Annotated in this window: 21 protein-coding genes; 4 read left to right on the top strand and 17 right to left on the bottom strand. The window is 63.4% G+C overall.

Translation table 11 applies throughout. From position 1 onward, the window contains the following. Positions 1–3 precede the first annotated feature (3 nt). The 4 genes from DEM27_RS21750 to DEM27_RS21735 all read right to left on the bottom strand — a co-directional run bounded on the left by DEM27_RS21750 (position 4) and on the right by DEM27_RS21735 (position 4628). On the bottom strand, positions 4–1155 hold the full coding sequence (locus tag DEM27_RS21750) for an ABC transporter ATP-binding protein (protein WP_109460349.1): 1152 nt from the start codon (positions 1153–1155) through the stop codon (positions 4–6). Between the two features lie 11 nt (positions 1156–1166). Further along, positions 1167–2036, bottom strand: a complete 870-nt coding sequence (locus DEM27_RS21745) for a carbohydrate ABC transporter permease (RefSeq protein WP_109460348.1) — start codon at positions 2034–2036, stop codon at positions 1167–1169. Then, positions 2033–3031: a carbohydrate ABC transporter permease gene (locus DEM27_RS21740; protein ID WP_109460347.1), complete on the bottom strand. Its 999-nt coding sequence runs from the start codon at positions 3029–3031 to the stop codon at positions 2033–2035. Before DEM27_RS21740 ends, DEM27_RS21745 begins: the two co-directional genes overlap by 4 nt. 100 nt (positions 3032–3131) lie before the next feature. Then, complete coding sequence (locus DEM27_RS21735) at positions 3132–4628, bottom strand: ABC transporter substrate-binding protein (protein WP_109460346.1); 1497 nt, start codon at positions 4626–4628, stop codon at positions 3132–3134. Between the two features lie 151 nt (positions 4629–4779). On the opposite strand from DEM27_RS21735, the gene DEM27_RS21730 reads away from it, so the two are divergent. Further along, entirely contained in the window at positions 4780–6150 is a 1371-nt protein-coding gene (locus DEM27_RS21730; RefSeq protein WP_109460345.1) for an aminotransferase-like domain-containing protein, read from the top strand. A gap of 59 nt (positions 6151–6209) precedes the next feature. Beyond that, entirely contained in the window at positions 6210–7298 is a 1089-nt protein-coding gene (locus DEM27_RS21725) for an SDR family oxidoreductase (RefSeq protein ID WP_109460344.1), read from the top strand. 15 nt (positions 7299–7313) lie between these two features. Here the strand turns inward: DEM27_RS21725 and DEM27_RS21720 are convergent, their stop codons facing one another. From DEM27_RS21720 to DEM27_RS21705, 4 genes are read right to left on the bottom strand one after another with little or no spacing between them, the layout of a single operon-like run. Continuing rightward, a complete protein-coding gene (locus DEM27_RS21720; protein ID WP_109460343.1) occupies positions 7314–8369 on the bottom strand; it encodes a phosphotransferase family protein in 1056 nt (351 codons plus the stop codon). Continuing rightward, positions 8366–10003, bottom strand: coding sequence for an AMP-binding protein (locus tag DEM27_RS21715; protein ID WP_109460342.1), 1638 nt, complete (start codon positions 10001–10003; stop codon positions 8366–8368). Before DEM27_RS21715 ends, DEM27_RS21720 begins: the two co-directional genes overlap by 4 nt. 47 nt (positions 10004–10050) lie before the next feature. Continuing rightward, entirely contained in the window at positions 10051–11259 is a 1209-nt protein-coding gene (locus tag DEM27_RS21710) for an acyl-CoA dehydrogenase family protein (protein ID WP_109460341.1), read from the bottom strand. 12 nt (positions 11260–11271) lie between these two features. Next, complete coding sequence (locus DEM27_RS21705; protein ID WP_245446004.1) at positions 11272–12027, bottom strand: glucose 1-dehydrogenase; 756 nt, start codon at positions 12025–12027, stop codon at positions 11272–11274. A gap of 118 nt (positions 12028–12145) precedes the next feature. Between DEM27_RS21705 and DEM27_RS21700 the strand changes: the two genes are divergently transcribed. Next, a complete protein-coding gene (locus DEM27_RS21700) occupies positions 12146–12847 on the top strand; it encodes a TetR/AcrR family transcriptional regulator (protein WP_109460340.1) in 702 nt (233 codons plus the stop codon). Here DEM27_RS21700 and DEM27_RS21695 read toward each other — a convergent pair. The 6 genes from DEM27_RS21695 to DEM27_RS21670 form a co-directional block, all read right to left on the bottom strand. After that, positions 12832–13551: an SDR family NAD(P)-dependent oxidoreductase gene (locus DEM27_RS21695; RefSeq protein WP_109460339.1), complete on the bottom strand. Its 720-nt coding sequence runs from the start codon at positions 13549–13551 to the stop codon at positions 12832–12834. The genes DEM27_RS21700 and DEM27_RS21695 overlap by 16 nt on opposite strands. A 15-nt stretch (positions 13552–13566) precedes the next feature. Beyond that, positions 13567–14283 carry an ABC transporter ATP-binding protein gene (locus DEM27_RS21690; protein WP_109460338.1) on the bottom strand — a complete coding sequence of 239 codons (717 nt, stop codon included), beginning with the start codon at positions 14281–14283 and terminating at the stop codon, positions 13567–13569. Continuing rightward, positions 14264–14998, bottom strand: coding sequence for an ABC transporter ATP-binding protein (locus DEM27_RS21685; protein WP_109460337.1), 735 nt, complete (start codon positions 14996–14998; stop codon positions 14264–14266). Before DEM27_RS21685 ends, DEM27_RS21690 begins: the two co-directional genes overlap by 20 nt. Next, positions 14995–16041, bottom strand: a complete 1047-nt coding sequence (locus tag DEM27_RS21680) for a branched-chain amino acid ABC transporter permease (RefSeq protein ID WP_109460336.1) — start codon at positions 16039–16041, stop codon at positions 14995–14997. Before DEM27_RS21680 ends, DEM27_RS21685 begins: the two co-directional genes overlap by 4 nt. Beyond that, positions 16038–16922, bottom strand: coding sequence for a branched-chain amino acid ABC transporter permease (locus DEM27_RS21675; protein ID WP_109460335.1), 885 nt, complete (start codon positions 16920–16922; stop codon positions 16038–16040). Before DEM27_RS21675 ends, DEM27_RS21680 begins: the two co-directional genes overlap by 4 nt. Positions 16923–17001: 79 nt before the next feature. Next, complete coding sequence (locus tag DEM27_RS21670) at positions 17002–18270, bottom strand: ABC transporter substrate-binding protein (RefSeq protein WP_109460334.1); 1269 nt, start codon at positions 18268–18270, stop codon at positions 17002–17004. Positions 18271–18459: 189 nt separating this feature from the next. On the opposite strand from DEM27_RS21670, the gene DEM27_RS21665 reads away from it, so the two are divergent. Beyond that, on the top strand, positions 18460–18663 hold the full coding sequence (locus DEM27_RS21665) for a 2-hydroxymuconate tautomerase (RefSeq protein WP_109460333.1): 204 nt from the start codon (positions 18460–18462) through the stop codon (positions 18661–18663). Positions 18664–18769: 106 nt separating this feature from the next. On the opposite strand, the gene DEM27_RS21660 is transcribed toward DEM27_RS21665, so the two are convergent. From DEM27_RS21660 to dhaL, 3 genes are read right to left on the bottom strand one after another with little or no spacing between them, the layout of a single operon-like run. Next, complete coding sequence (locus tag DEM27_RS21660) at positions 18770–19573, bottom strand: SDR family oxidoreductase (RefSeq protein ID WP_109460332.1); 804 nt, start codon at positions 19571–19573, stop codon at positions 18770–18772. Further along, a complete protein-coding gene (lsrF, locus tag DEM27_RS21655) occupies positions 19570–20457 on the bottom strand; it encodes a 3-hydroxy-5-phosphonooxypentane-2,4-dione thiolase (RefSeq protein WP_109460331.1) in 888 nt (295 codons plus the stop codon). Before lsrF ends, DEM27_RS21660 begins: the two co-directional genes overlap by 4 nt. Before the next feature lie 36 nt (positions 20458–20493). Next, the gene (gene dhaL, locus DEM27_RS21650; protein WP_109460330.1) at positions 20494–21129 is read right to left on the bottom strand and encodes a dihydroxyacetone kinase subunit DhaL; all 636 of its coding nucleotides are present in this window, start codon (positions 21127–21129) and stop codon (positions 20494–20496) included. Positions 21130–21131 lie beyond the last annotated feature (2 nt).

Below are 21131 nucleotides of genomic sequence, written 5' to 3'. Positions count from 1 at the left end.
ACCTCAGCCGAAGGATGCGATCCGGTCCGCGCCAGGCAGGGGCTGGCCGGAGGCAAACCGCAACGTGCGCTGGTCGCCGTCGAAAACATAAAGAGCGTTCTCGCGAATGGTGATGTCCACCGGTTCGTCGATGCCGAAAACCTGGCTCGGCGGCGTCATCGCCTGGATGGTCGTCTCGCCGGCCTGGACCGTAACCAGAATGGAATCGCCAAGCTGTTCCGCCACATAGACGCGGCCGGAAAGCGACAGCATGTCGGCGCCGCGCGGCGCCTGCCCCTGCTTGTGAACCGAAACCCCGCTCGGCCGGGCGCCGATGGCGATACGCCTGTCCGCCTGGACATGCGGCTTGACGCAATCGGGCAGCAGCACCTTCTGCCCGCCGCACTGGCCGGAGAATTCGGGCGTATCCCTGACGTCGGAGACCGTGAAGACGTTCATCGAATGCAGGCCGAAAAACTGGGCCACGAAGGCATTGACCGGTCGGTTGTAGATCTCGTCGGCGGTGCCGATCTGCTGCATCACGCCGTCGCGCATCAACGCGATCCGGTCTGTCATGGTCATGGCCTCAATGGGATCGTGGGTGACGATGACCGACGTCGTGCCGAGCGAGCGCTGCAGGCGTTTCAGCTCGCCGCGCAGCCGGGCACGCAGCAGCGTGTCGAGATGGGCGATTGGCTCGTCCAGGCACAAGAGGTTCGGCCGGCGGACGAGCGCGCGGGCGATCGCCACGCGCTGCTGCTGGCCGCCCGACATCTGCGAGGCGCGGCGGTCGATCAGATGCGCGATGTTGAGCATGTTGGCGACGTCCGCCACCTTCGTCTCGATCTCGCCTTTCGACAGGCCGCGGATCTTGAGCGGGTAGGAAATGTTCTGCCGGGCGGTCATGTGGGGGTAGAGGGCATTCTGCTCGAAGACCATCGCAACGTTGCGTTCCTGCGGGCTGCGCGCCTGCACCGGCACATCGTCGAAGGCAATCGTGCCGGACGTCGGCCGTTCCAGGCCGGCCAGCATGCGCAGAACCGATGTCTTGCCGGAACCGGACGGGCCGAGCAGGCCGAAAAATTCTCCGTCCTCGATGCGGAAGGAAATATCCTGCACCGCGTGCACGACACCGGCATACCATTTGTTGACGCCGGAAAGGGTGACTGAGGCCATGGATGTTCTCCTTACCGTCCGCCGAGCTCGACGGAAAAACTGCGAATGAGCGACCGCTGCATGTAATAGGACACGATGAGCAGCGGCGTGATGGCGACGATGCCGATGGCGCCGAGCTGGCCCCAGTTCGGCTGCTGGAAGAGGAAGAAGCTCGCCAGCGCCTTCGGCAGGGTGATGACCTTTTCGCCGGTCAGCACCAGGGCGAAGAGGAACTCGTTCCAGGCGAAAATCATCGCCAGGATGCCGGCCGTCAGGATGCCCGGCGCCGAGAGCGGCAAAAGCACGTCCCAGAACAGCCGATACCAGGGCGCGCCGTCGATGCGGGCGGCTTCCTCATAGGTCTTGGGAATCTGGCGAATGAATTCGGCGAGCAGCCAGATCACCAGCGGCAGGTTCATGAAAGTGTAAACGATGACGAGACCGGTGTAGGTATCGAACAGCGACAGTTCCTGGAACAGGATGTAGAAACCGATGACCGGCACGATCGGCGGCAGCATCCTGAGCGACAGGATCGTGAAACTCATCTGGCCGTGCGGAGGAAAGCGTCGCGCCAGCGCATAGGCGGCCGGAAATCCGAGGATGAGGCACAGCGCCGTCGAGATCGACGAAACGATCAGGCTGTCGCCGATGCCCTTGCCGCCGCCGATGGCCCAACCCTCGGAAAAATTCACCAGCGTGCCGTTGACCGGCAGCACCGTCGGCGGCGTGGTGAACAGCTCGGAATAGGGCTTGAAGGCGGTGAGCAGCAGCCAGGCGAGCGGCAGAAGGAACAAGGCCAGGATCAGCACGATCACCGCATGCTTGGCCACGATCCCGAGGGTCATCATCAACCGGTTGCCTTCCGAAGCAGAGGCCGGGGAGGGGGAAACGTGGCCGCTCATGAATTCGCTCCCTGAAGCTGCTGGGTGGCATGGCTGACGACGGTCGGCGGCAAGGCCTTGCCGGCTGCCGGCGCCCTGTCCCGACGCTTGGCGAGCGACAGGATCAGCATCGTGCCGACCGTCAGCAGGATCAGCTGGATGATGCTGAGCGCGCCGGCGATGCCGAACTCGAAGCGGCCGAAACCCATGTCGTAGGTGTAATAGGCAAGGTTCTGCGTACTGGTTCCCGGCCCGCCGCGCGTCAAAATGTAGATGATGTCGAAGACGCGGAAACTGTCGATGAAGCGCAGCACGAAAGCGACGGTGAGGTAGGGATAAAGCATCGGTAGGACGATATGGAAGAAGGTCTGCCAGCGGTTGGAACCGTCGACCCTAGCCGCCTCGTAGACCCGCGACGGGATCGACTTCAGCCCGGCGAGCAGCACCACCATGACGAAGGGCGTCCACTGCCAAGTATCGACCAGCACCAGCGTCGGCAGTGCCCAGTCCGGCGACTGCGCCCAGGCCGGCGGCTCGAAACCGATGGCTTTCAGGAAGGAATTCAGCGGACCGTAGATCGGGTTGAGGAACAGGTTCCAGGAAAAGCCGACGACGATCGGCGCCACCATCATCGGGATGAGGAACAGCGAGGCATAAAGCTCGCGCCCGCGGGTGATGCCGTTCAAAAGCAGTGCCAGCCCCATGCCGATGAGGATCTGCAGGGGGACGGCAACCAGCGCGAAGATCAGCGTGATGCCGAGACTGCTGAGAAAGCGGGCATTGGTGATGACGCGGCTGAAATTCTTGAAGCCGACCCATTCGATCGGGATGGGTATCGCCAGCTGATAGGAAGTAAACGAGGCGTAGAGCAGGTAAACGAACGGCCAGACGGACAAGGCACCCAGAAAGACAAGTGCCGGTCCGAGCAGCAGCCATGTCGCGCGCCGTTCTTCGGCTCCCTCCCGGGACTTGGGGGGGACATGCACAACGGCGCTCGGACGTGAGATGGTGGTCATCGGTTCACTCGGGATTCATGTCACAACGTTAAACCGCGCCTCGAGCGTGCGGTCATGACCGGCAGCCGCGGACGATGTCCGCGGCTGCCGGCGGGGAGGATCAGGACCAGTAGCCCTGCTTGATCATCCGTTGACGATATTCCTCGTAATGGGCGATCTGGCGGTCGCGGCCGTAGGTCTCGGTCGTTTCCTCGAACTCGGCGGTCATCGCCTCCAGCGCTTCCTTCGGCGTCGCCTGGCCGGTAACGGCACGCGGAACGTGCTGCATGATGGAGGCGAGATAGCGATTGGTGCCGGGAATCGAAATGTCGAGATAGGCCTTCGGGCTCGCCAGAAGCTCCTTGCTGACGGAAGCGAAATTATCGGCGAAACCCGATTCCGATTGCAGCGGGAAGGTGCTCTTCGGATCGTCGAACATGCTGTTGCGCCAGGGGTCCATCAACGACTGCTCGAAGGTTTCCGCCACCCAGCGATTGGCCTGGGCCGACTGCTGCATCCAGGCGATCGCCTTGAAGGCGCCTTCCTTGTTCTTCGAATTGCCGGCGATGCCGACGGCCCGGCCGTAGGGCAGGACGGTGACGTCGCCGAAGGAGCGGGCGCATTTGATCTTGCCGGCAACCTTGGAGATCTTCGGATCGGCCGCGCCCTTCGGCATGTCGGTCCACCAGTTGGCCTGGGCGACACGACCGTCGAAGAAGATCTGGCGACCGACATCCCACGGCATGGCCTGGGCAAGATCCTTGGGCATGAAGGCGGTCAGTTCGGCGTAGCGGCGCAGCGCTTCCTCACCGATCTCGTTCACCAGCTGCGGCTTCATTTCGGCATCGAAGAGTTCGCCGTAACGGACGCCCTTTTCGGAGCCCAGTTGCACGAGCTGATTGATGAAGAAGGCGTAGACGAAGAAGCTGGTGACTTCGACGAGGCCGTAGATGTTCTGGTCCGGCCGGGTGAAGAATTCCGCGGTGTCGCGATATTCCTTGTAACCCTTCGGCGGCGCCAGGTCGTAGCCGTACTTGCCCTTGAACGCCGCCTGTTCCTCGGCATTCTCGAAGAGATCGGTGCGGTACGTATTGATGAACATATCGCCGTCGATCATCACGCCGACGATCTTGTTTTCATAGATGTTCAGCTGCTGGAATGGCTTGGCGATATCGTTGAAATTCAGCTCGTCCAGCGTGCCGACCTCTTCGAGCGGCGTCAGGAACGGTCCGAAGTCACCGACGAAATTCGGCCAGAAATCGAACACGTCGAAACGTGCCGTGCCCTGGCGCAGGGCCAGCAGGTTCTGGTCGTACATGTTGCCGAGCGGATAGGACGCGAACTCGACCTCGATGCCCGTCGCCGCCTTGAATTCCGGGGCAAAGGTCTTGAGGATCGGCGTGAACGCGCCGCTGTCGAGGCCGACGGTTACCTTGCCGCCACCTTCCTGGCCGGCGGCGGAGAGAACCCCGCCAAAGGTGGACAGCGTCGCTGCCGCGCCGAACAGCGCGCTGCGGCGCATCAGCTCACGCCGCGAGATCAGGCCTTTCGTGTCGATGCTTGAAAGAATGTCGAGATCGCGCTCCACGGATTTCGGGCGCCGAATAAGTCGATGCATCTTTTTGTCTCCTCCCAGATGACGTCTGAAAACTGCCGATCCGCCTTTCGCTCACCCCGACCTCCAATCGTGGATGGATGCAGATTTGCGCTTTCGCCAAGAGATTATGCATGTTATTGGCATATGACAATCAAAATATTGATATACGAATATGCTGAGCAAGATGATACAATTCGGCGAAAAGCCGGGTTACGCCACCATCGTTTCCACAATTGTCGACGGCATTGCCCGGCGCATTCTCGTGGCGGGTGAACGATTGCCGCCGCAGCGGGAGCTCGCGCATCAACTGGGAGTTGCTATCGCGACCGTCGGCCGGGCCTATACCCAGCTGGAGCAGCAGGGTTTCGTCGAGAGCCATGTGGGACGCGGCACTTTCATCGCGGGCGGGCGCACCCGCTCGGAAAAGATCGACGAGCCGACCAGCGAGATCATCGATCTCGGCACCTATCGCGTGCCGGTGCCGGACCTCGATACCACGCTGTCCGACACGCTGAAGGCAATCATTGCCGAACACCATCCACAGCAGATCCTCGGCTCGTCGCCCACGGCCGGGCAGCCGGCGCATCGCCGGGCGATGGCGCAATGGCTTGAAAAATATGGCATCAGCGCCTCCGCCGGACAGATCGTCATCACCAATGGCGGCCAGCACGCGACCATGGCAGCCCTTTCGACCATCACCCATGCCGGCGAAATCATCGCCACCGAGGAGTGTACCGACCCGCGTATGAAATCGGTCGCCAGCTATCTCGACCGCCGCCTGATCGGCGTCGAGATGGACGCGGACGGCATGATCCCGGAATCGCTTGCCGAGCTTTGCCAGCGCGAGCGGATCGCCGCGATCTACGTGACGACGCGCTGCCAGAACCCGACCAATGCAACCTTACCGCTTGCCCGTCGCGTGGCGATCACCGAGATCGCCCGGCGCTTCAACCTGCCGATCATCGAAAGCGATATCTACGGCACGATCATGGCCGATCCCGACCCGCCGATCGCGGCACTGGCACCGGAAAGGACTCATTTCCATACCAGTCTCGGGCGGATTGCCGGCCCGGGCATGAAGGTCGGCTGCCTCGTTTCGCCGCTCAACGATGTCGCCCGCACCCAGTCCGGCGTCGGCATGTCGACGGGATCGGCAACCTTGATCGCCGCGGAAATCGGCGCACGCTGGATCAGCGAAAACCGCCTCGACGCGATGATCCGCTGGCAGCAGGCCGAAAACATCCGCCGCCTGTCGCTGCTGGCAACCTTTCCGCTGCTCGGCATGGCCAAGACCGACATCGCCAGCCCGCATGTCTGGCTGCCGCTGCCGGAGCAATGGCGCGCCGAGGATTTCGTCGAGGCGGCGGCGGCCGACGGCGTCACCATCGCCCCGACCCACAGTTTTGTCGTCGGGCGCCGGCCGATGCCGCATGCGGTGCGGCTCTGCATCGGCTCGCCGCCGTCGGTGGAAGCCCTGCAGATCGCCTGTGAAAGGCTGGAGCGGCTGCTTGGCTCCCAGCCCAAGAGCAGTTTCGAGACCTGAGATCTATCGGGTGCCGGACTTTGTCTGGCGCCTTTCATTCCAGACAAGGAGGAGGAAACATGACCAGGACGGAAGGAGGATCCGTTTTGATCGTCGGCGCACTCGGTGTCGTCGGCAGGGCTGCACTTGAGGCCTACGAGGTGGATGAAGGCTGGGATGTCTGTGGCCTCTCACGCCGCAGGCCGGAATTTTCCACGCGCGCCGCATGGATTTCCGCCGATCTCGGTGATGCGGAAAGCCTTGCCGCCGCCCTGAGCGGCCAGGGACCGTTCACGCATGTGGTCTATACGGCGCTGCAGGAAGAGGCCTCGCTGGTCTCCGGCTGGACGTCGGATACGCAGATCGGCCGCAACACGCTGATGCTGAAAAACCTGCTCGATGCGCTCGGCACAGCCGGCATCGCCTTCCGGCACCTGACGCTGCTGCAGGGCACCAAGGCCTACGGCGTGCACCACGGCTCCTACAAAATGCCGGCGAAAGAAAGCGATCCGCGCTTCATCGCCGGCAATTTTTATTACGACCAGGAGGATCTTGCCCGCGCCCGCGCCGAACGTGACGGTTTTCATGTCACCGTGCTGCGGCCGCAGATCGTCTGCGGTTTTGCGCTCGGCAATCCGATGAATGCGGTCACGGCGCTGGGCGTTTACGCCTCGATCTGCCGGGAGCTGGGCCAACCGCTGCGTTTTCCCGGCGGGCCTGCTTGCCTGCAGGAGGCGGTCGATGCCCGCCTGCTCGGCCGCGCCATCAAATGGGCCGGCAGCGAGCCGCGCTGCCGTGGCGAGATCTACAATATCGCCAATGGCGACTGCTTCTCCTGGCCGACGCTCTGGCCGGGATTCGCCCGCCGCTTCGGCGTCGAGCCGGGCATCTCCCACAGTTTTTCGCTGGCCGAGGTCATGGCCGACAAGGCGCCGGTCTGGGACCGCATCGTCGAAAAACACGGGCTGGTGAACAATGCCTATGGCGATATCGTCGCATCCTGGCAGTTCATGGACTATTTGCTGCGCCACGGCCGCACCTATCCGCATCACTCGATCGTCTCGACGATCAAGGCACGCAGGCACGGCTTCCATGACTGCATGGATACCGAGGAGATGTTCGACGGCATCTTCGAAGAATTGCAGGCGGCAAAGATCCTGCCGCGGTAACCAACCTGCCGGACGTCAGAAATTCTGGCGTCCGGAGGCCACGTCAAGGGCGCGCACGGCAAATCGCTCGGCCAGCGGGCCGACGGAGGCGGCATTTGCGGAGGCCGCATTGCCGGCCCGTGCCCGGTCGGCAATGCCGACGAAGATGACGGCAAAACGAAAGAGGGCGAAGGCGACGTGGAAACGCGTCAGCGGCGATGTCGGCACGGCCGTCGAAAAATACCGTGTTATGAAATCCCGCTCGTCCGGCAGGCCGAGCGCGGCGGCGTCGAGGCCGAGGATACCGCCATATTCGTCCGGGCTGGTGTGCCAGGGCATGCAGCAGAAACCCAGGTCGGCGAGAGGATGGCCGAGCGTCGACAGTTCCCAGTCAAGAATCGCCACCACCCGCGGCTCGGTCGGGTGGAACAGCATGTTGCCGAGCCGGAAGTCGCCGTGGGCGATCGATACGGCGCTGTCGTCGGCCGGCAGGTTTTGCGGCAGCCAGTCGGCAAGTTCGTCCAGTGCGGCAATCCTCGGACTGCCGGACTCCCGCCATTGCCGTGTCCACCGGCCGATCTGGCGTTCGAAATAGTTGCCGGGCTTGCCGTAGTCGGAAAGGCCGATGTCGTCGGGGCGCACGCGGTGCAGCGCCGCCAGGGCATCCGCCATGCCCATATAGATGCCGCGCCGTTCTTCCCTTGGCAGCTCCGGCAAAGCGCAATCGCTGAACACCCGGCCATCGACGCGCTCCATCAGGTAGAAGGGCGTACCGATCAGCTCGGCATCCTCGTGAAGCAGGATAGCCGGCGGCACGGGCACCTCGGTCGGCGTCAGTGCCTTCAGCACGCGGTACTCACGCTCGATGGCGTGTGCACCCGGCAGGATCTTGCCGGCCGGCTTCTTGCGCAGCACCATGCGGCGCCTGCCGAAGGTGACGAAATAGGTCGGGTTCGACTGGCCGCCGCTGATCCGCTCCAGTTCGAGCGGCGCCGGCCCTTCACCAAAACTGTCGATGAGGAAACGGTGCAGGGCCGCTGCATCGAAATCCGCGTTTCCCACCACGCTCACATCCGCACCGCTTGCCGTCATCCTGCCGTCCCGCCGCGATGGCCGCCTGCCTCGCCGGCTTCCAGCCGGGCGATGTCGCGCAGCACGAATTTCTGGATCTTGCCCGTCGCCGTTTTCGGCAGTTCGCGAAACAGGAAGCGCCGCGGCACCTTGAAACCGGCAAGCCGCTCCTTGCAGAACTGCTGCAATTCCTCGACCGTCGGCTGGTGACCACTCTTCAATTCGATGAAGGCACAGGGGATTTCGCCCCATTTCGGATCCGTCAGCGCCACGACCGCTGCAATCAGCACCGCAGGATGCTGATGCAGCGCGCTTTCGATCTCGAGGCTCGAAATATTCTCGCCGCCGGAAATGATGACATCCTTGGAGCGGTCGCGGATCTCGATCTGGCCGTCCGGATGGCGCACGGCAAGGTCGCCGGTGTGGAACAGGCCATTGCGAAAGGCAGTCTCCGTCGCTTCCGGGTCGCGGTAATAACCGGCCATCAGCGTGTTGCCCTGCAGGACGATCTCGCCGACCGCCACGCCGTCGGCCGGGATGTCCTCGCCGGCCTCGTCGATGACCCGCAAGCTGTTGGCGGTGATGTGCCGCGTGCCCTGGCGGGCCAAAAGCTCCGCCTTTGCCGTCGCGTCGAGTTCGGCCTGAAGCTCGTCCAGCGCGCACATCGTTTCCGGCCCGTAGGATTCCGTCAGGCCGTAGAGATGGACCAGGTCGAAACCCAGGGCATCCAGCTGGGCGATCAGGGCGCTCGTCGGCGAGGCGCCGCCGGTCGCCACCAGCACGCGGCGGCCGGCATCCCGCGTCTTGCGGGCTTCATGATTGAGCAGCATGTAGAGGACCACGGGCGCGCAGGACATATGCGTGACGTTGCGCTTGCCGATCGCCTCGAAGATCAGCACGGGATCGACGCGGTCGAGGCAGACATGCAGGGCGCCCGCCGCCGTCACCGCCCATGTATGGCACCAGCCGTTGCAATGGAACATCGGCAGGATCCAGAGGTAGACCGACCTTTGATGGAGCCCCAGCGCCAGGACATTGCCGAGCGCATTGAGATAGGCGCCGCGGTGATGGTAGACGACGCCTTTCGGATTGCCCGTGGTGCCGGAGGTATAGTTGAGGCAGATGGGCTGCCATTCGTCGATCACGGCATGGCGATGGTCCACCGGCTCCACCGGCGTATCCTCCAGCACAGCAAGCCGGTTTTCACCACGCTCGCGCCCGTCATCCGACAACAGCAACAAGGGCACGCCGGCGGTGGCCGCGGCCGTCTCGGCTATCGCGAGGCAGCTGCCGTCGGCAATCATCAGCTTGCTGCCGGAATGGTCGAGGATGTAGGCGATGCTGGCCTGGTCAAGCCGCGTGTTGATGGAATTCAGGACGGCGCCGACCATCGGCACGGCATAATGCGCCGCCAGCATCTCCGGGCGGTTCGGGCACATGACCGAAACGACATCCCCGCGGCCGATGCCGCGCTCCATGAGAAAGCGGGCGAAGCGGGCGACGATGCGGCCGAACTCGGCATAGGTCCAGCTTTCCTCCCGCCAGACGACGGCCTTGCGGCCGGGAAAGGTGCCGATGGTCCGGTCGAGAAAGTCGATCGGCGTCAGCGGCCGGTGATTGGCGGAACGCGGCGAAAGATGAGGGTCGAGCTGCATCCATTCCTCCTCGGCAGGCCTCCCGCCCGCCCAAATCGATCAGGTCTTCAGGCCGCCGGTGCGACGTCCCACCGCCAGAAGCCGTGCGCTTCCTCGGCCAGGTGCCGGTTCAGCACCATCTTGTGCACCTCGTCGGCACCGTCCACCAGCCGCGCCTGACGGGCGTAACGATAGATCCATTCCAGCACGGTGTCTTTCGAATAGCCACGGGCGCCATTGATCTGGATCGCCGTGTCGGCCGCCTTGTGCAAGAGGTTGGCAACGTGGATCTTTGCCATCGAGACTTCCTTGCGTGCAAAGCTGCCGCGGTCGAGTTCCCACGCCGCCTTCATCACCAGCAGGCGGCCGACCTCGATGCCCATTGCCAGTTCCCCAAGCATCACCTGGATGGTTTCGCGCTCCGCAAGCCGGATGCCGAAACCCTCGCGCCGCTCGGCATAGTCGCGGGCAATCTCGACGCAGCGCTTGGAGAGGCCGAGCCAGCGCATGCAATGCGTCAGCCGTGCCGGACCAAGCCGGACCTGCGTCACCTTCAACCCCCGGCCTTCGCCGCCCAGCAGGTTTTCCTCCGGAATCTCCAGCCCGTCGAACTCCAGTTCGCAATGGCCGCCATGTTCTTCCGGCCCCATGATCTCGATACGGCGCAGGATCTTCCAGCCGGGTTGGTCCTTGTGAAACATCAGCGCCGACAGGCCGTGGCGCGGATCGTCCGAGGTGCGGGCGATGAGGATGAAGTGGCTTGCCTCGCCGGCGCCGGTGATGAACCATTTGCGGCCGTTCACGATGTATCTGTCGCCGCGTTTTTCGGCGCGGGTGCGGATCATCGAGGGGTCGGAGCCACCACCGGGATGCGGTTCGGTCATGGCGAAGGCCGAGCGGACCTTGCCCTCCATGATCGGCTTCAGCCATTTTTCCTTCTGCTCCGGCGTGGCGAGCGCATTCAGCACCATCATGTTGCCGTCGTCGGGCGCCGCCGAATTGAAGACGACCGGACCGAAGATCGAACGGTTCATCTCCTCGTAGCAGACGGCCATGCCGACCCGGCCGATGGTCATGCCGTCGGGGCGAGGCAGCTGCAGGCACCAGAGCCCTTGCGCCTTCGCCTTCTGCCGCAGCGCATCCAGCGGGCCATGCGCGATATTGCCGTGTTCGTCATAGGAGGCCTTGTCCGCCTCGACAGGAAGGATTTCGCTTTCCACGAAGGACGCGATACGGGCGCGAAAATCTTCGACCAGCGGCGGGATTTCGAAATTCATGGGATACGCTCCTCAAAGAGACGAAACGAGATGGCCGCCATCGACGGCAAGGACCGAGCCGGTCATGTAGGCGCCGGCCGACGAACACAGCAGCAGCAGCGGCGCATCGAGATCGCTCGGCTGGCCGAGCCGGCGTTGCGGAATGCGATTGATCAGCGCCTTGCCGGCTTCGGTCTGGAAAAATTCGCTGTTGATCGGCGTTTCGATGTAGCCGGGGCACAGGGCATTGACGCGAATGCCGTAGCGCGCCCATTCCAGCGCCATCGTTTTGGTCAGCTGCACCACGGCCGCCTTCGACGCCGCATAGGCCGCCAGCTGGCCGGCCACTCGCAAGCCGAGGATGGAGGCGATGTTGACGATCGTGCCGCCGGATTTTTCGCCGCGCATGCGCTGCGCCGCGGCTTGAGCAACCGTGAACACACCCTTGAGATTGGTATCGATGACGCGGTCGAATTCTTCGAGCGGCATGTCGATCGCCGCCGCAGCACCGCTGATGCCGGCATTGTTGACGACGATATCGAGCCGGTCGCCAATGGCGGCAAAGGCCTTTTCGACAGACGCACCGTCGACGACATCCATCGCCACCGGTTCGGCCTTGCCGCCGGCCGCCTTCATCTCATCCGCAAGCGCGGTGATCGCATCGACGCGGCGCGCGGCGAGAACGACGCGCACTCCATAGCCGGCCAGTAGCCGCGCAAAATGCAGGCCGAGGCCGCTGGATGCGCCGGTTATCAAAGCTGTTTTTCCTGCAAGATCTTGCCAGGTCACGATTTCCTCCCAAAAATCGAACGAGCGCTCGATTATTTTTTTATGCGTCGACGATTGCTTTTGCAAGCGGGTTATCGATAAATTTGTCGGATAGATCTCAGACGACGGACAGACGACCTTGACCGGCCCCGCAGGACCTTTTGCCGATTTCACCACCGAGACGCTGTGCGCCCGTATTCTCGAGCGGCACCGCTCGACCATCCGGGTGCAGAAGGATCACGTCGCCGTCAAGAAGCTGGCATTGATCGTCGATGCGGTTCTGGATCTCTCCAACAAGCAGGGGTTTCATGCCACCAGCCTGCGGGATCTTGCGCAGGCTTCCGGTGTCAGCATGGGCAGCCTCTATTCCTATTTCGACAGCAAGAATACCTTGCTGATGATGATCCTCGCCGAAGTCTCGTTTACGGTCGGGGAGGTGCTGGCAAACCCGCCCGCGGAGGCGGCGGCAGATCCCGTAAAACACCTCGACTGGCTGATCGACACCCATATCCGCCTGACCGAAGCCATGCAGCGCTGGTTCGTCTTCGCCTTCATGGAGGCGAAGTTTTTCCCGGTTCAGGCCCGCCGCTTCGCCGTCGACAGCGAGGCGGCGACCGAAGCGGTCTTCGCTACCGTTCTGCGCCGCGGCGTTGCCGAAAAACGCTTCGCAATCACAGATCCCGACCTGACGGCCGCCCTGATCAAGCCGCTGCTGCAGGACTGGTACGTCAAGCGCGGCAAATACCGCAAGCGCGGCACGACCATCGAGGCCTATATCGCCGCCGTATCCAACCTGGTGGATACGGCGATCCTGAAACGCAGCGATCAGGCGATCGAATAGCCGCCGTCGATCGGCAGCAGGATGCCGTTGATATAGCGCGCATCCTGCGACAGCAGGAAGCAGACGGCGGCAGCCACATCGTCGGGTTCGCCCCAATCGCCCATCGGAATTCGCTTGAGGATCGGGCCGGCCCGTTCCGGGTCGCTCATGGCGGCCACCGACATGCGGGTCTTGATCCAGCCGGGCGCCACGGCATTGACCCGAACGCCGGAACCGCCCCAGCCGGCGGCGAGTGCACGGGTGAGCTGCAGCACGGCGCCCTTGCTGGTGGAGTAGGCCGGGTTACGGCCCGAGCCGAAGATCGACCACATCGACGCGAAGTTGACGACGGCGCCCTTGCGGGCCTTCAGGGCGTCCTGCAGGGCAAAACAAAGCTCCTGCGTGCCGCCGAGGTTGACGTCCATGACTTTTTTGAAGCCGTCGCTGGTCAGTTCCCGCCCTTCATGCAGGATGATGCCGGCGGCGTTGACCAGCGCGTCGAGCCCTTCGGTCTTTGCCGCCAGAGCCGCGATCGCCGCAGTGTCGGTGACATCGAAGCGCTCATAACTGTAGAGCGGGTGGTCGATATCCTCTTCCTTGTCCATGCCGAGGGAAATGACGCGGTAGCCGAGCTGCAGCAGCCGCTTCGAGCAGGCAAGGCCGAGGCCGGTGGCGCCGCCGGTGACGATCGCAAGCTTCGCCGTTTGATCCGAATGTGGGGTCATTGCAAAAAATTCCTGTTACAGTCCGAGATAGGTTTCGCGCAGATGGTCGTTGGCGAGCAGTTCCTGGCCGGAGCCCTGCATGCTGACCTTGCCGTTTTCCAGAACATAACCGTAATCGGCCATTTCCAGCACCTGGAAGACGTTCTGTTCGATGACGAGGATGGCGAGGTCGCGCTCGCGGATCTTGGAAATCGCCTCGAACAGGCGATCCACCATGATCGGCGCCAGGCCGAGCGACGGTTCGTCGAGCGCCAGCACGCGGGGCAGGGCCATCAGCGCCCGGCCGACAGCCACCATCTGCTGCTGGCCGCCTGAGAGCGCCGAGGCCGGCTTGTGCTGGCGTTCCGCGAGAATTGGGAACAGTTCGAACACCTCTTCCAGCGTTTCCTTGCGCCTTGCGCGGGCGCGTTCGGTATGGGCGCCGACCATCAGATTTTCGAGGATGCTCATGCCATGGAACAGCTGCTTGCCTTCCGGCGACTGGACGAAGCCGGCCTCGACGACCCGATGCGGCGGCAGGCCGTCGATGGTTTCGCCGCCGAGCGCGATCGCACCGCCGGATTTTTTCAAGAGGCCGGAGATCGTGCGCAGCAGTGTCGTCTTTCCCGCACCGTTGGCGCCGACCAGCGCCACCAGCGAGCGGGGCGGCAGGCTGAGCGTCACGCCACGCAAGATTTTCGCATCGCCGTAGCCGGCATGAAGGTCTTTGATCTCAAGCGCGGGACTGGACATAACGTTCTCCGAAATAGGCTTTCAGCACGGCCGGCTGCGACACGACCTCCTTGGGCGGACCGCTGGCGATCATCTCGCCGTAATCCAGCACCACCACCCGGTCGCTGAGCGACATGATGACCTTCATGACGTGCTCGACAATGAGGATGCTGATGCCCCGCGCCCGCACCTTGAGCACGAGCTCGACCATTTCGCCCGCCTCGCTCGGCGTCGCCCCGGCCACGACTTCGTCCATCAGCAGGAGCTTCGGCTCGGTGCAGAGCGCACGGCCGAGTTCCAGCTTGCGCCGGTCGAATGCCGTCAGGTTGTTGGCCTCGATGTTGCGTTTTGCCGCCATGCCGAGAAAGGCGCTCATTTCCTCGGCTTTTTCGCGGTTGACGCGCCGGTCGCGGTTGCGGGCAAACCCGCCGACCATGAGGTTTTCGACCACGGTCAGGTCGCCGAAGGGCTTGGACAGTTGGAAGGTGCGGCCGATGCCCGCCTCGCAGATTTCCCACGGCTTCTTGCCGGCGATATCCTTGCCTTCGAGGCGGATCGTGCCGGTATCCGGCTTGAAGAAGCCGGCGATCATGTTGAAGGCCGTCGTCTTGCCTGCACCGTTGGGGCCGATCAGGCCGAGGATTTCACCTTGGCCGACGGAAAAGGAGGCATCCTTGACGGCCTGGATGCCGCCGAAGCGTTTGGACACGTTGGCGAGTTCGAGAATGGGGGTCATCCGCGCGTCTCCTTAAGGCCGAAAAGTCGGGAAAAGAAGCGGCCGAGCGGGTGGATGACGCCTTTCGGGAAGTACAATACGCAGGCAATCAGCGCCAGGCCGTAGATCACCAGGTGCAGGCCGAGGAAACTGCCGCCCAGCGTGCCGCGCGCCGCTTCGGCGATCGGCACCAGGATCGCGGCGCCGAGCAGCGGACCGAGTACGGTGCCCTGGCCGCCGATGATCGACATGACCGCCATGTCGATCGACAGTTCCAGGCCCATGTTCCGCTCCGGATTGATGTAGCGGAAGAACTGCGCATAAAAACTGCCGCCGAGCGCGGTCATGAAGGCGCTGATGGCGAAGGCGAGGGTAGTGTAGCGGGTGGGATTGATGCCCAGCGCCTCCGCCGCATCCCGGTCGCCGCGGATCGCCTTGAGGCAATAACCGAGCTTGGAACGCTCCATCAGGCGGGTGGCGAAGATGGCGACGGCCAGCATGATCAGGATGATGTAGAAATAGGGTATCTTCGAGGTGAACTGGAAAGCCCAGACGTCATCGCCCATCGACGGAACGACAAGCCCTTCGGCGCCCTTGAGCGGGATACCATAGAAATCATTGGTGTTTTCCACCCAGATACGCAGGATTTCGGCGCAGGCGATCATCGTCAGGGTGAAATACGGCCCCTTGAGCCGGAAGGTCGGCAGGCCGATCAGCACCGACAGGAAGGCTGCCAGGAAGCCGCCGAAGATCATGCCGATCCACGGGCTGACACCGAGCTGTGTGAACAGCAGCACCGAACAATAGCCGCCGGCGCCGCTGAACATGGTGTGGCCGAGCGACAGCTGGCCGACATAACCGCAGACGAAGTTCCACGCCGTCGACATATAGGCGAAGAACAGGATCATGATCAGCGAATGGATGAAGAAGCTGTCGGAAACGAGAGCCGGCACAAGCGCCAGAACGCCGAGAACGACAACGGCGACGAGGCTGGAGGGCCGAAGCGGAAGGCTGGTGGTCTTCTCCACGTCTTTCCTTTCGAGCGGAATGGTTTTCGTGTTCATGCGCGCCCCATGATGCCCGCCGGGCGGAAGATCAGGATGAGGACGAAGAGGGCCAGCGAACCGATCGCGGCCGACGTCGCGGTGACGAATTGCGAGGCCACGGCTTCGAATACGCCGATGACGATGCCGCCGATGATGCAGCCCGGAATGGAGCCGAGACCGCCGAGAACGACGACGATGAAGGACTTGATGCCGAAGGACAGGCCGATGGACGGCGAAATCGGGATGAAGGTGGACATCAGCGCCCCGAACAGTCCGAGGATGCCGCAGCCGATGCCGAAGGTGACGGCATAGACGAAAGGAACGTTGATGCCGGACATCGCCGCCGCATCGCGGTTCTGCGCCGTGGCCCGGATCGAGCGGCCGAGATGCGAGGTGCGCAGCCACCAGGACAGCGCGGCGGCGACGATCACGGCAGCGACCGCGCCGATCAGGCGCTGGCTGTTGACCGGAATGCCGCCCAGCATCAGGCTCGGCATGTAGTAGCTGGTCTGCACGGCGCGGACATCCGGCCCGAAGGCCATCAGCGCCGCATTGTCGAGGACGAGGAAGATGCCGGCCGTCAGCAGCAAGGCGCTGAGCGGCTCGACCACCAGCGCGCTTTCCCGCTTGATCAGCGGCGAGATGATCAACGCCTGGACGGCGAAGCCGAGCATAAACATCGCCGGAATGTTGATGAGGGCGCTGAGATAGGGATCGAGCCCGAAAATGCTCCAGAGCCAGAAAGAAATGTAAAGCGACAGCATCAGGAACGAGCCGTGCGCGAAGTTGACGACGCGCAGCACGCCGAAGATCAGGCTGAGGCCGAGCGCCACGCCGCCATAGATGCCGCCGAGCAGAAGCCCGTTGGTTACGGCAAAAGAGAGAATGAAGAAATCCATCGGCGTTCCTGCCCTGCACCGTTGTTCGGAAAGGTGCAGCGGGTCGCGGCAAGCCCGACCCGCTGCGGATTGCGCTATGTCAGCGCTCGCTCCAGCCCGGAACCGGCCAGACCGGCTTCACGTCGGCAGACCGGCTCTGGGCCGGCCAGATCGTGCGGCGCTCGCCGCCGAGGTTCTGCGAGATGACGCCGTTGGCGAAGGTGTTCTGGCCCTGTTCGTCGAACTTGATGCCGAGATAACCGGTGATCAGCGCCGGGCCGTCCTTGATGTCGGTCTGGGCAATCGCATCGCGCAGCTTTTCGCGATCCGCACTGCCGGCCCGCTCCAGGGCATCGGCGATGACGTAGACGGAGGAGTAACCCTGGGCACCATAGGCGCTCAGCCCATATCCCAGCTCTTCCTCCATCTTCTTGTTGGCGTCGAGCATCAGCGGATCCTGGGTGGTCTTGATCTTGTCGATCTGCCAGTCTTCCTGGACGAACGCGTAATCTACAGCCGCCTGCGGCAGCGCCTTGTAGAAGGCCGGATCTTCCATGCCGCCGCCGACGGAATGGATACCGAAGGGAGCATCAAGCCGCTGTTCCATCATCTGGCGGGTGAAGAGCAGGTGGTCGGGCGTATAGAGCGCGACGATGATGGCATCGGGCGCCGCTGCACGGATCTTCAGAAGCTGGTTGGAAAAATCCACCTGGTTCGGCGGTGCCGCTTCGTCGACGACGATGTCGTAACCCCGCTCGGCGGCGATCTTCTTGACGTTGCCGGCATGCGAGCGGCCCCAGTCCGAGCCCTCGTAGAGCATGGCGATGGTCTTCGGCTTCTTGCCGCTTTCCTGGCCGAGCAGATCCATGGCGTCGATCTGTTCGCGGGCGTCGAAGGTTGCCTTGTTGTTGATGCGGAAGATATATTTGAAATTGCGTTCGGTGATCTCGTCCTTGACGGCGCCGACGACGATCCACGGCGTCTTGTAGCGTTCGGCGACCTCCGTGGCCGGGAAGGTCACGGCGCTGTTGAACGAACCGCAGATCACCGCGACGTTTTCACGGGTGATCAGGCGTTCGGTTTCGGTCACGCCGACATCGGCCTTGGATTGCGTATCGGCAAAGACGATCTCCAGCGGTGCGCCGCCCAGGGCCTTGATGCCGCCATTGGCGTTGACCTGGTTGACGGCGATCTGGGCACCGACGCGGGTCTGGTTGCCGACGGTGGCGGAGCCGCCGCTCAGCGGCAGGGCGCAGCCGATCTTTACCGGATCGGCGGCGGATGCCGGTGCCGCCAGGCCGAGCGACAGCATGGAAAACGCCGTCGCCAGCCATAGCCCTGGTTTCGTATAGAATCTGTCTCGGTGCATGCTGTTCTCCTCCAAGAGCATGGTGTCGTTGGCGTGAGTGTTGCAGGCACCTGCGCCGCCACCAAGCTGGAGGCTGGATCAAAAGGCAGACCATTTGCACTTTTCAACCTTTGGTCCTGCCGGCAAACCAGCGCACGGCTTGCCCGCCGCACGCCTTGCGCGGACAATCCGGGCAAACAGGAGAGCGCCATGCCCATCATCACCGTCAATCTGCTGGAAGGTCGCACACGGGCTCAGAAGGAGGCGCTCTTCGCCGCAGTGACGGACGCCGTCTGCGAAACGCTGTCCTGCCCGCCGGAACAGGTGCGCATCATCATCACCGACATGGAAAAAACCAACTTCGCCGTCGCCGGCAAAAGTGCGGCCGCACGGGAAGAAGCATCGCAAGGATAGAGCATTGCCCGACGCGCACGCGATCCGCTGGGCAAAAATATTTCGGATGCGCCCGGAAACGCTTTCCGAGCGCCGATGACGGCATGGGGATCTGTCGCTTTCGCGTTTACCGCAGCGAGGTCGCGATCGCACCGCCGTCCACGGTCAGCACGACGGCATTGACCTTTTCCATCTGCGCCAGATGCAGGAAGGCATCGGCGACATCCCTGGCGAACACCTCGACGCCGAGCAGGTTTCCGGACATGTAGTCGTGCGGCGTGATCCCGCGCGCCTCGGCGCGTTCGACGATCATCTGGTCGGTCATCAGGCCAGTTCGAATGCGGCCGGCATTGACGCCGTTGGCGCGGATGCCTTCCTTGCCGTGATCGAGCGCATATTGCTTCATCAACGCCATGGTGGCCGCCTTGGGAATGCCGTAGGGGCCAAAATCCTTGCCGGGGTTCACCGACTGGTTGGAGATGTTGAACAGGATCGAGCCGCCTTCGCCCTTGCGGCGGAAGAGCCGCACCGCCGCCTGGCAGGCGTTCTGGTGACCGAAGAAATTCAGCTCGAAGCTGCGGCGCAGATCCTCCATCGGCAGATCGCCGATCGGCCCCTGCTGCGCCGAGCCGGCATTCGAAACCAGAATGTCCAGCCTGCCGAAACTTGCCCCGATAGCGTCGAAGGCTTGCGAAACGGCCTCGGCATTGGTCACGTCGCAGTGGAACGTGCGGCAACCGAAGGAGCGTTCGAGGTCGCCCAGAGCGTCGTCGTTGATATCGAGCGCCGCCACGGAGGCGCCTGCCTCGCTAAAGACGCGCGCCACCTCGCGGCCGATGCCGCTCGCCGCCCCGGTCACGGCCACCACCTTGCCGGCCAGCGGATGCTCAAACCTCGACGAGGCTTCCTCCTTGACGCTGTTCATCGTCATGCCGCCTTCGCGCTTTCGAGGTCGAGGAACATTTCATAGGCCCGGTCGGCGCGCTCGCCCCTGTGCACGACGGCACCGAGCGCCTGCAGCATCGCCGTGGGGTTGCTCGACTGGAAGACGTTGCGGCCCATGTCGACGCCGGCCGCCCCCTGGTCGATGGCCTTCCAGGCCATGTCGAGCGCCTCGGCCTCCGGCAGTTTCTTGCCGCCGGCGATGACGATCGGCACCGGGCAGCCGAGCACGATGCGCTCGAAACCGCTGTCGACGTAATAGGACTTGACGAACTGTGCGCCGATCTCGGCGGCGATGCGTGTCGCCAGGCCGAAGTAGCGGGCATCCCGCACCATGTCCTTGCCGACGCCGGTGACGGCCATGGTCGGGATGCCGTAACGCGTGCCCTGATCGATGAGCTTGACGACGTTGCCGATCGACTTGTGTTCGTATTCGGCGCCGATATAGACCTGTGCCGCCATGGCGACGGCGCCGAGTCGGATGGCGTCGTCGATATCGACGGCCACCAGCTCATTGGACAGTTCGCGCAAGATGCTGTTGCCGCCGCTGCAGCGGAGCACGACGGGCTTGTTGACGTCAGGCGCGATCGTGGCGCGCAGGGCGCCGCGGGTGCACATCAAAACGTCGGCATGGGCGGCGATCGGCGCGATCGTCAGGTCCATGCGCTCCAGGCCAGTGGTCGGCCCCTGGAAATAACCGTGATCGAAGGCGAGCATCACCGTCTTGCCGCTGGCCGGGTTGAAGATGCGCGACAGCCGCGCCTTCATGCCCCAATCCTGATGGGCGCCGCCCTTCAGGAAAAACTTGCTGGTGTCGGCCGGGCGATCCTGTACCCAGTCCTTGCCGTCCTTGATGTCGTCGAGATCTGCCATGTCCTTCGTCCTTATGCTGGCAGGCTGGCCGAGCGCTCAGGCGCGCGCGGCAAAATCCTGCATGGCTTTCAAAATCAGTGAAACCGAGATCGCCCCGGGATCGGGATGACCGAGGCTGCGCTCACCGAGCGAGCGGGCCTTGCCTGTGGTCGCGACCATGCCCTTGGTGGCCTCCACGCCGGCGACGGCGGCATCGGCTGCGGCCGAAAGAACGGCATCCGCTCCTTCCGCCTCTTTTGCGCGCGCTGCGCGCGCCGCCGGAGCCAGACCGTCGATGATGGTCTTCTGGCCTTCCGTGACGCCGCCCCGTTTCAGCACCGCCTCGAGTCCGGTCTCGAGGAAGGCGGCGATGTCGGCACCGCCGATCGTCTCCTTGCCGGCGGTTACCTTGGACCCCGCCCGGAACAGGGTTCCGAAGATCGCGCCGGCGGCACCGCCGGTCTTCGACAGGATGGCGGTGCCCATCGCCTTGAAGGCGGCCTCGATATTCTCCGGCGGCGTCGCATCGAAACTTTCGAGCGTGCCTTCGAAACCGCGCTGCATGCCGATGCCATGGTCACCGTCACCAATGGCGAGATCGGCATCCGTGAGGATATCGACCTGCGCGATCAGCCGCTCCGACACATGCCGGAGCATGGCGACGACATCATCCTTTTCCAGTGTTGCTGCCATGA

Origin of the sequence: Rhizobium album (assembly GCF_003122325.1) — a bacterium.
GTDB classification, from domain to species: Bacteria; Pseudomonadota; Alphaproteobacteria; order Rhizobiales; family Rhizobiaceae; genus Metarhizobium; species Metarhizobium album.
The sequence above is the reverse complement of the archived record's forward strand: the minus strand, read 5'-3'. Positions and strand labels throughout refer to the sequence as shown.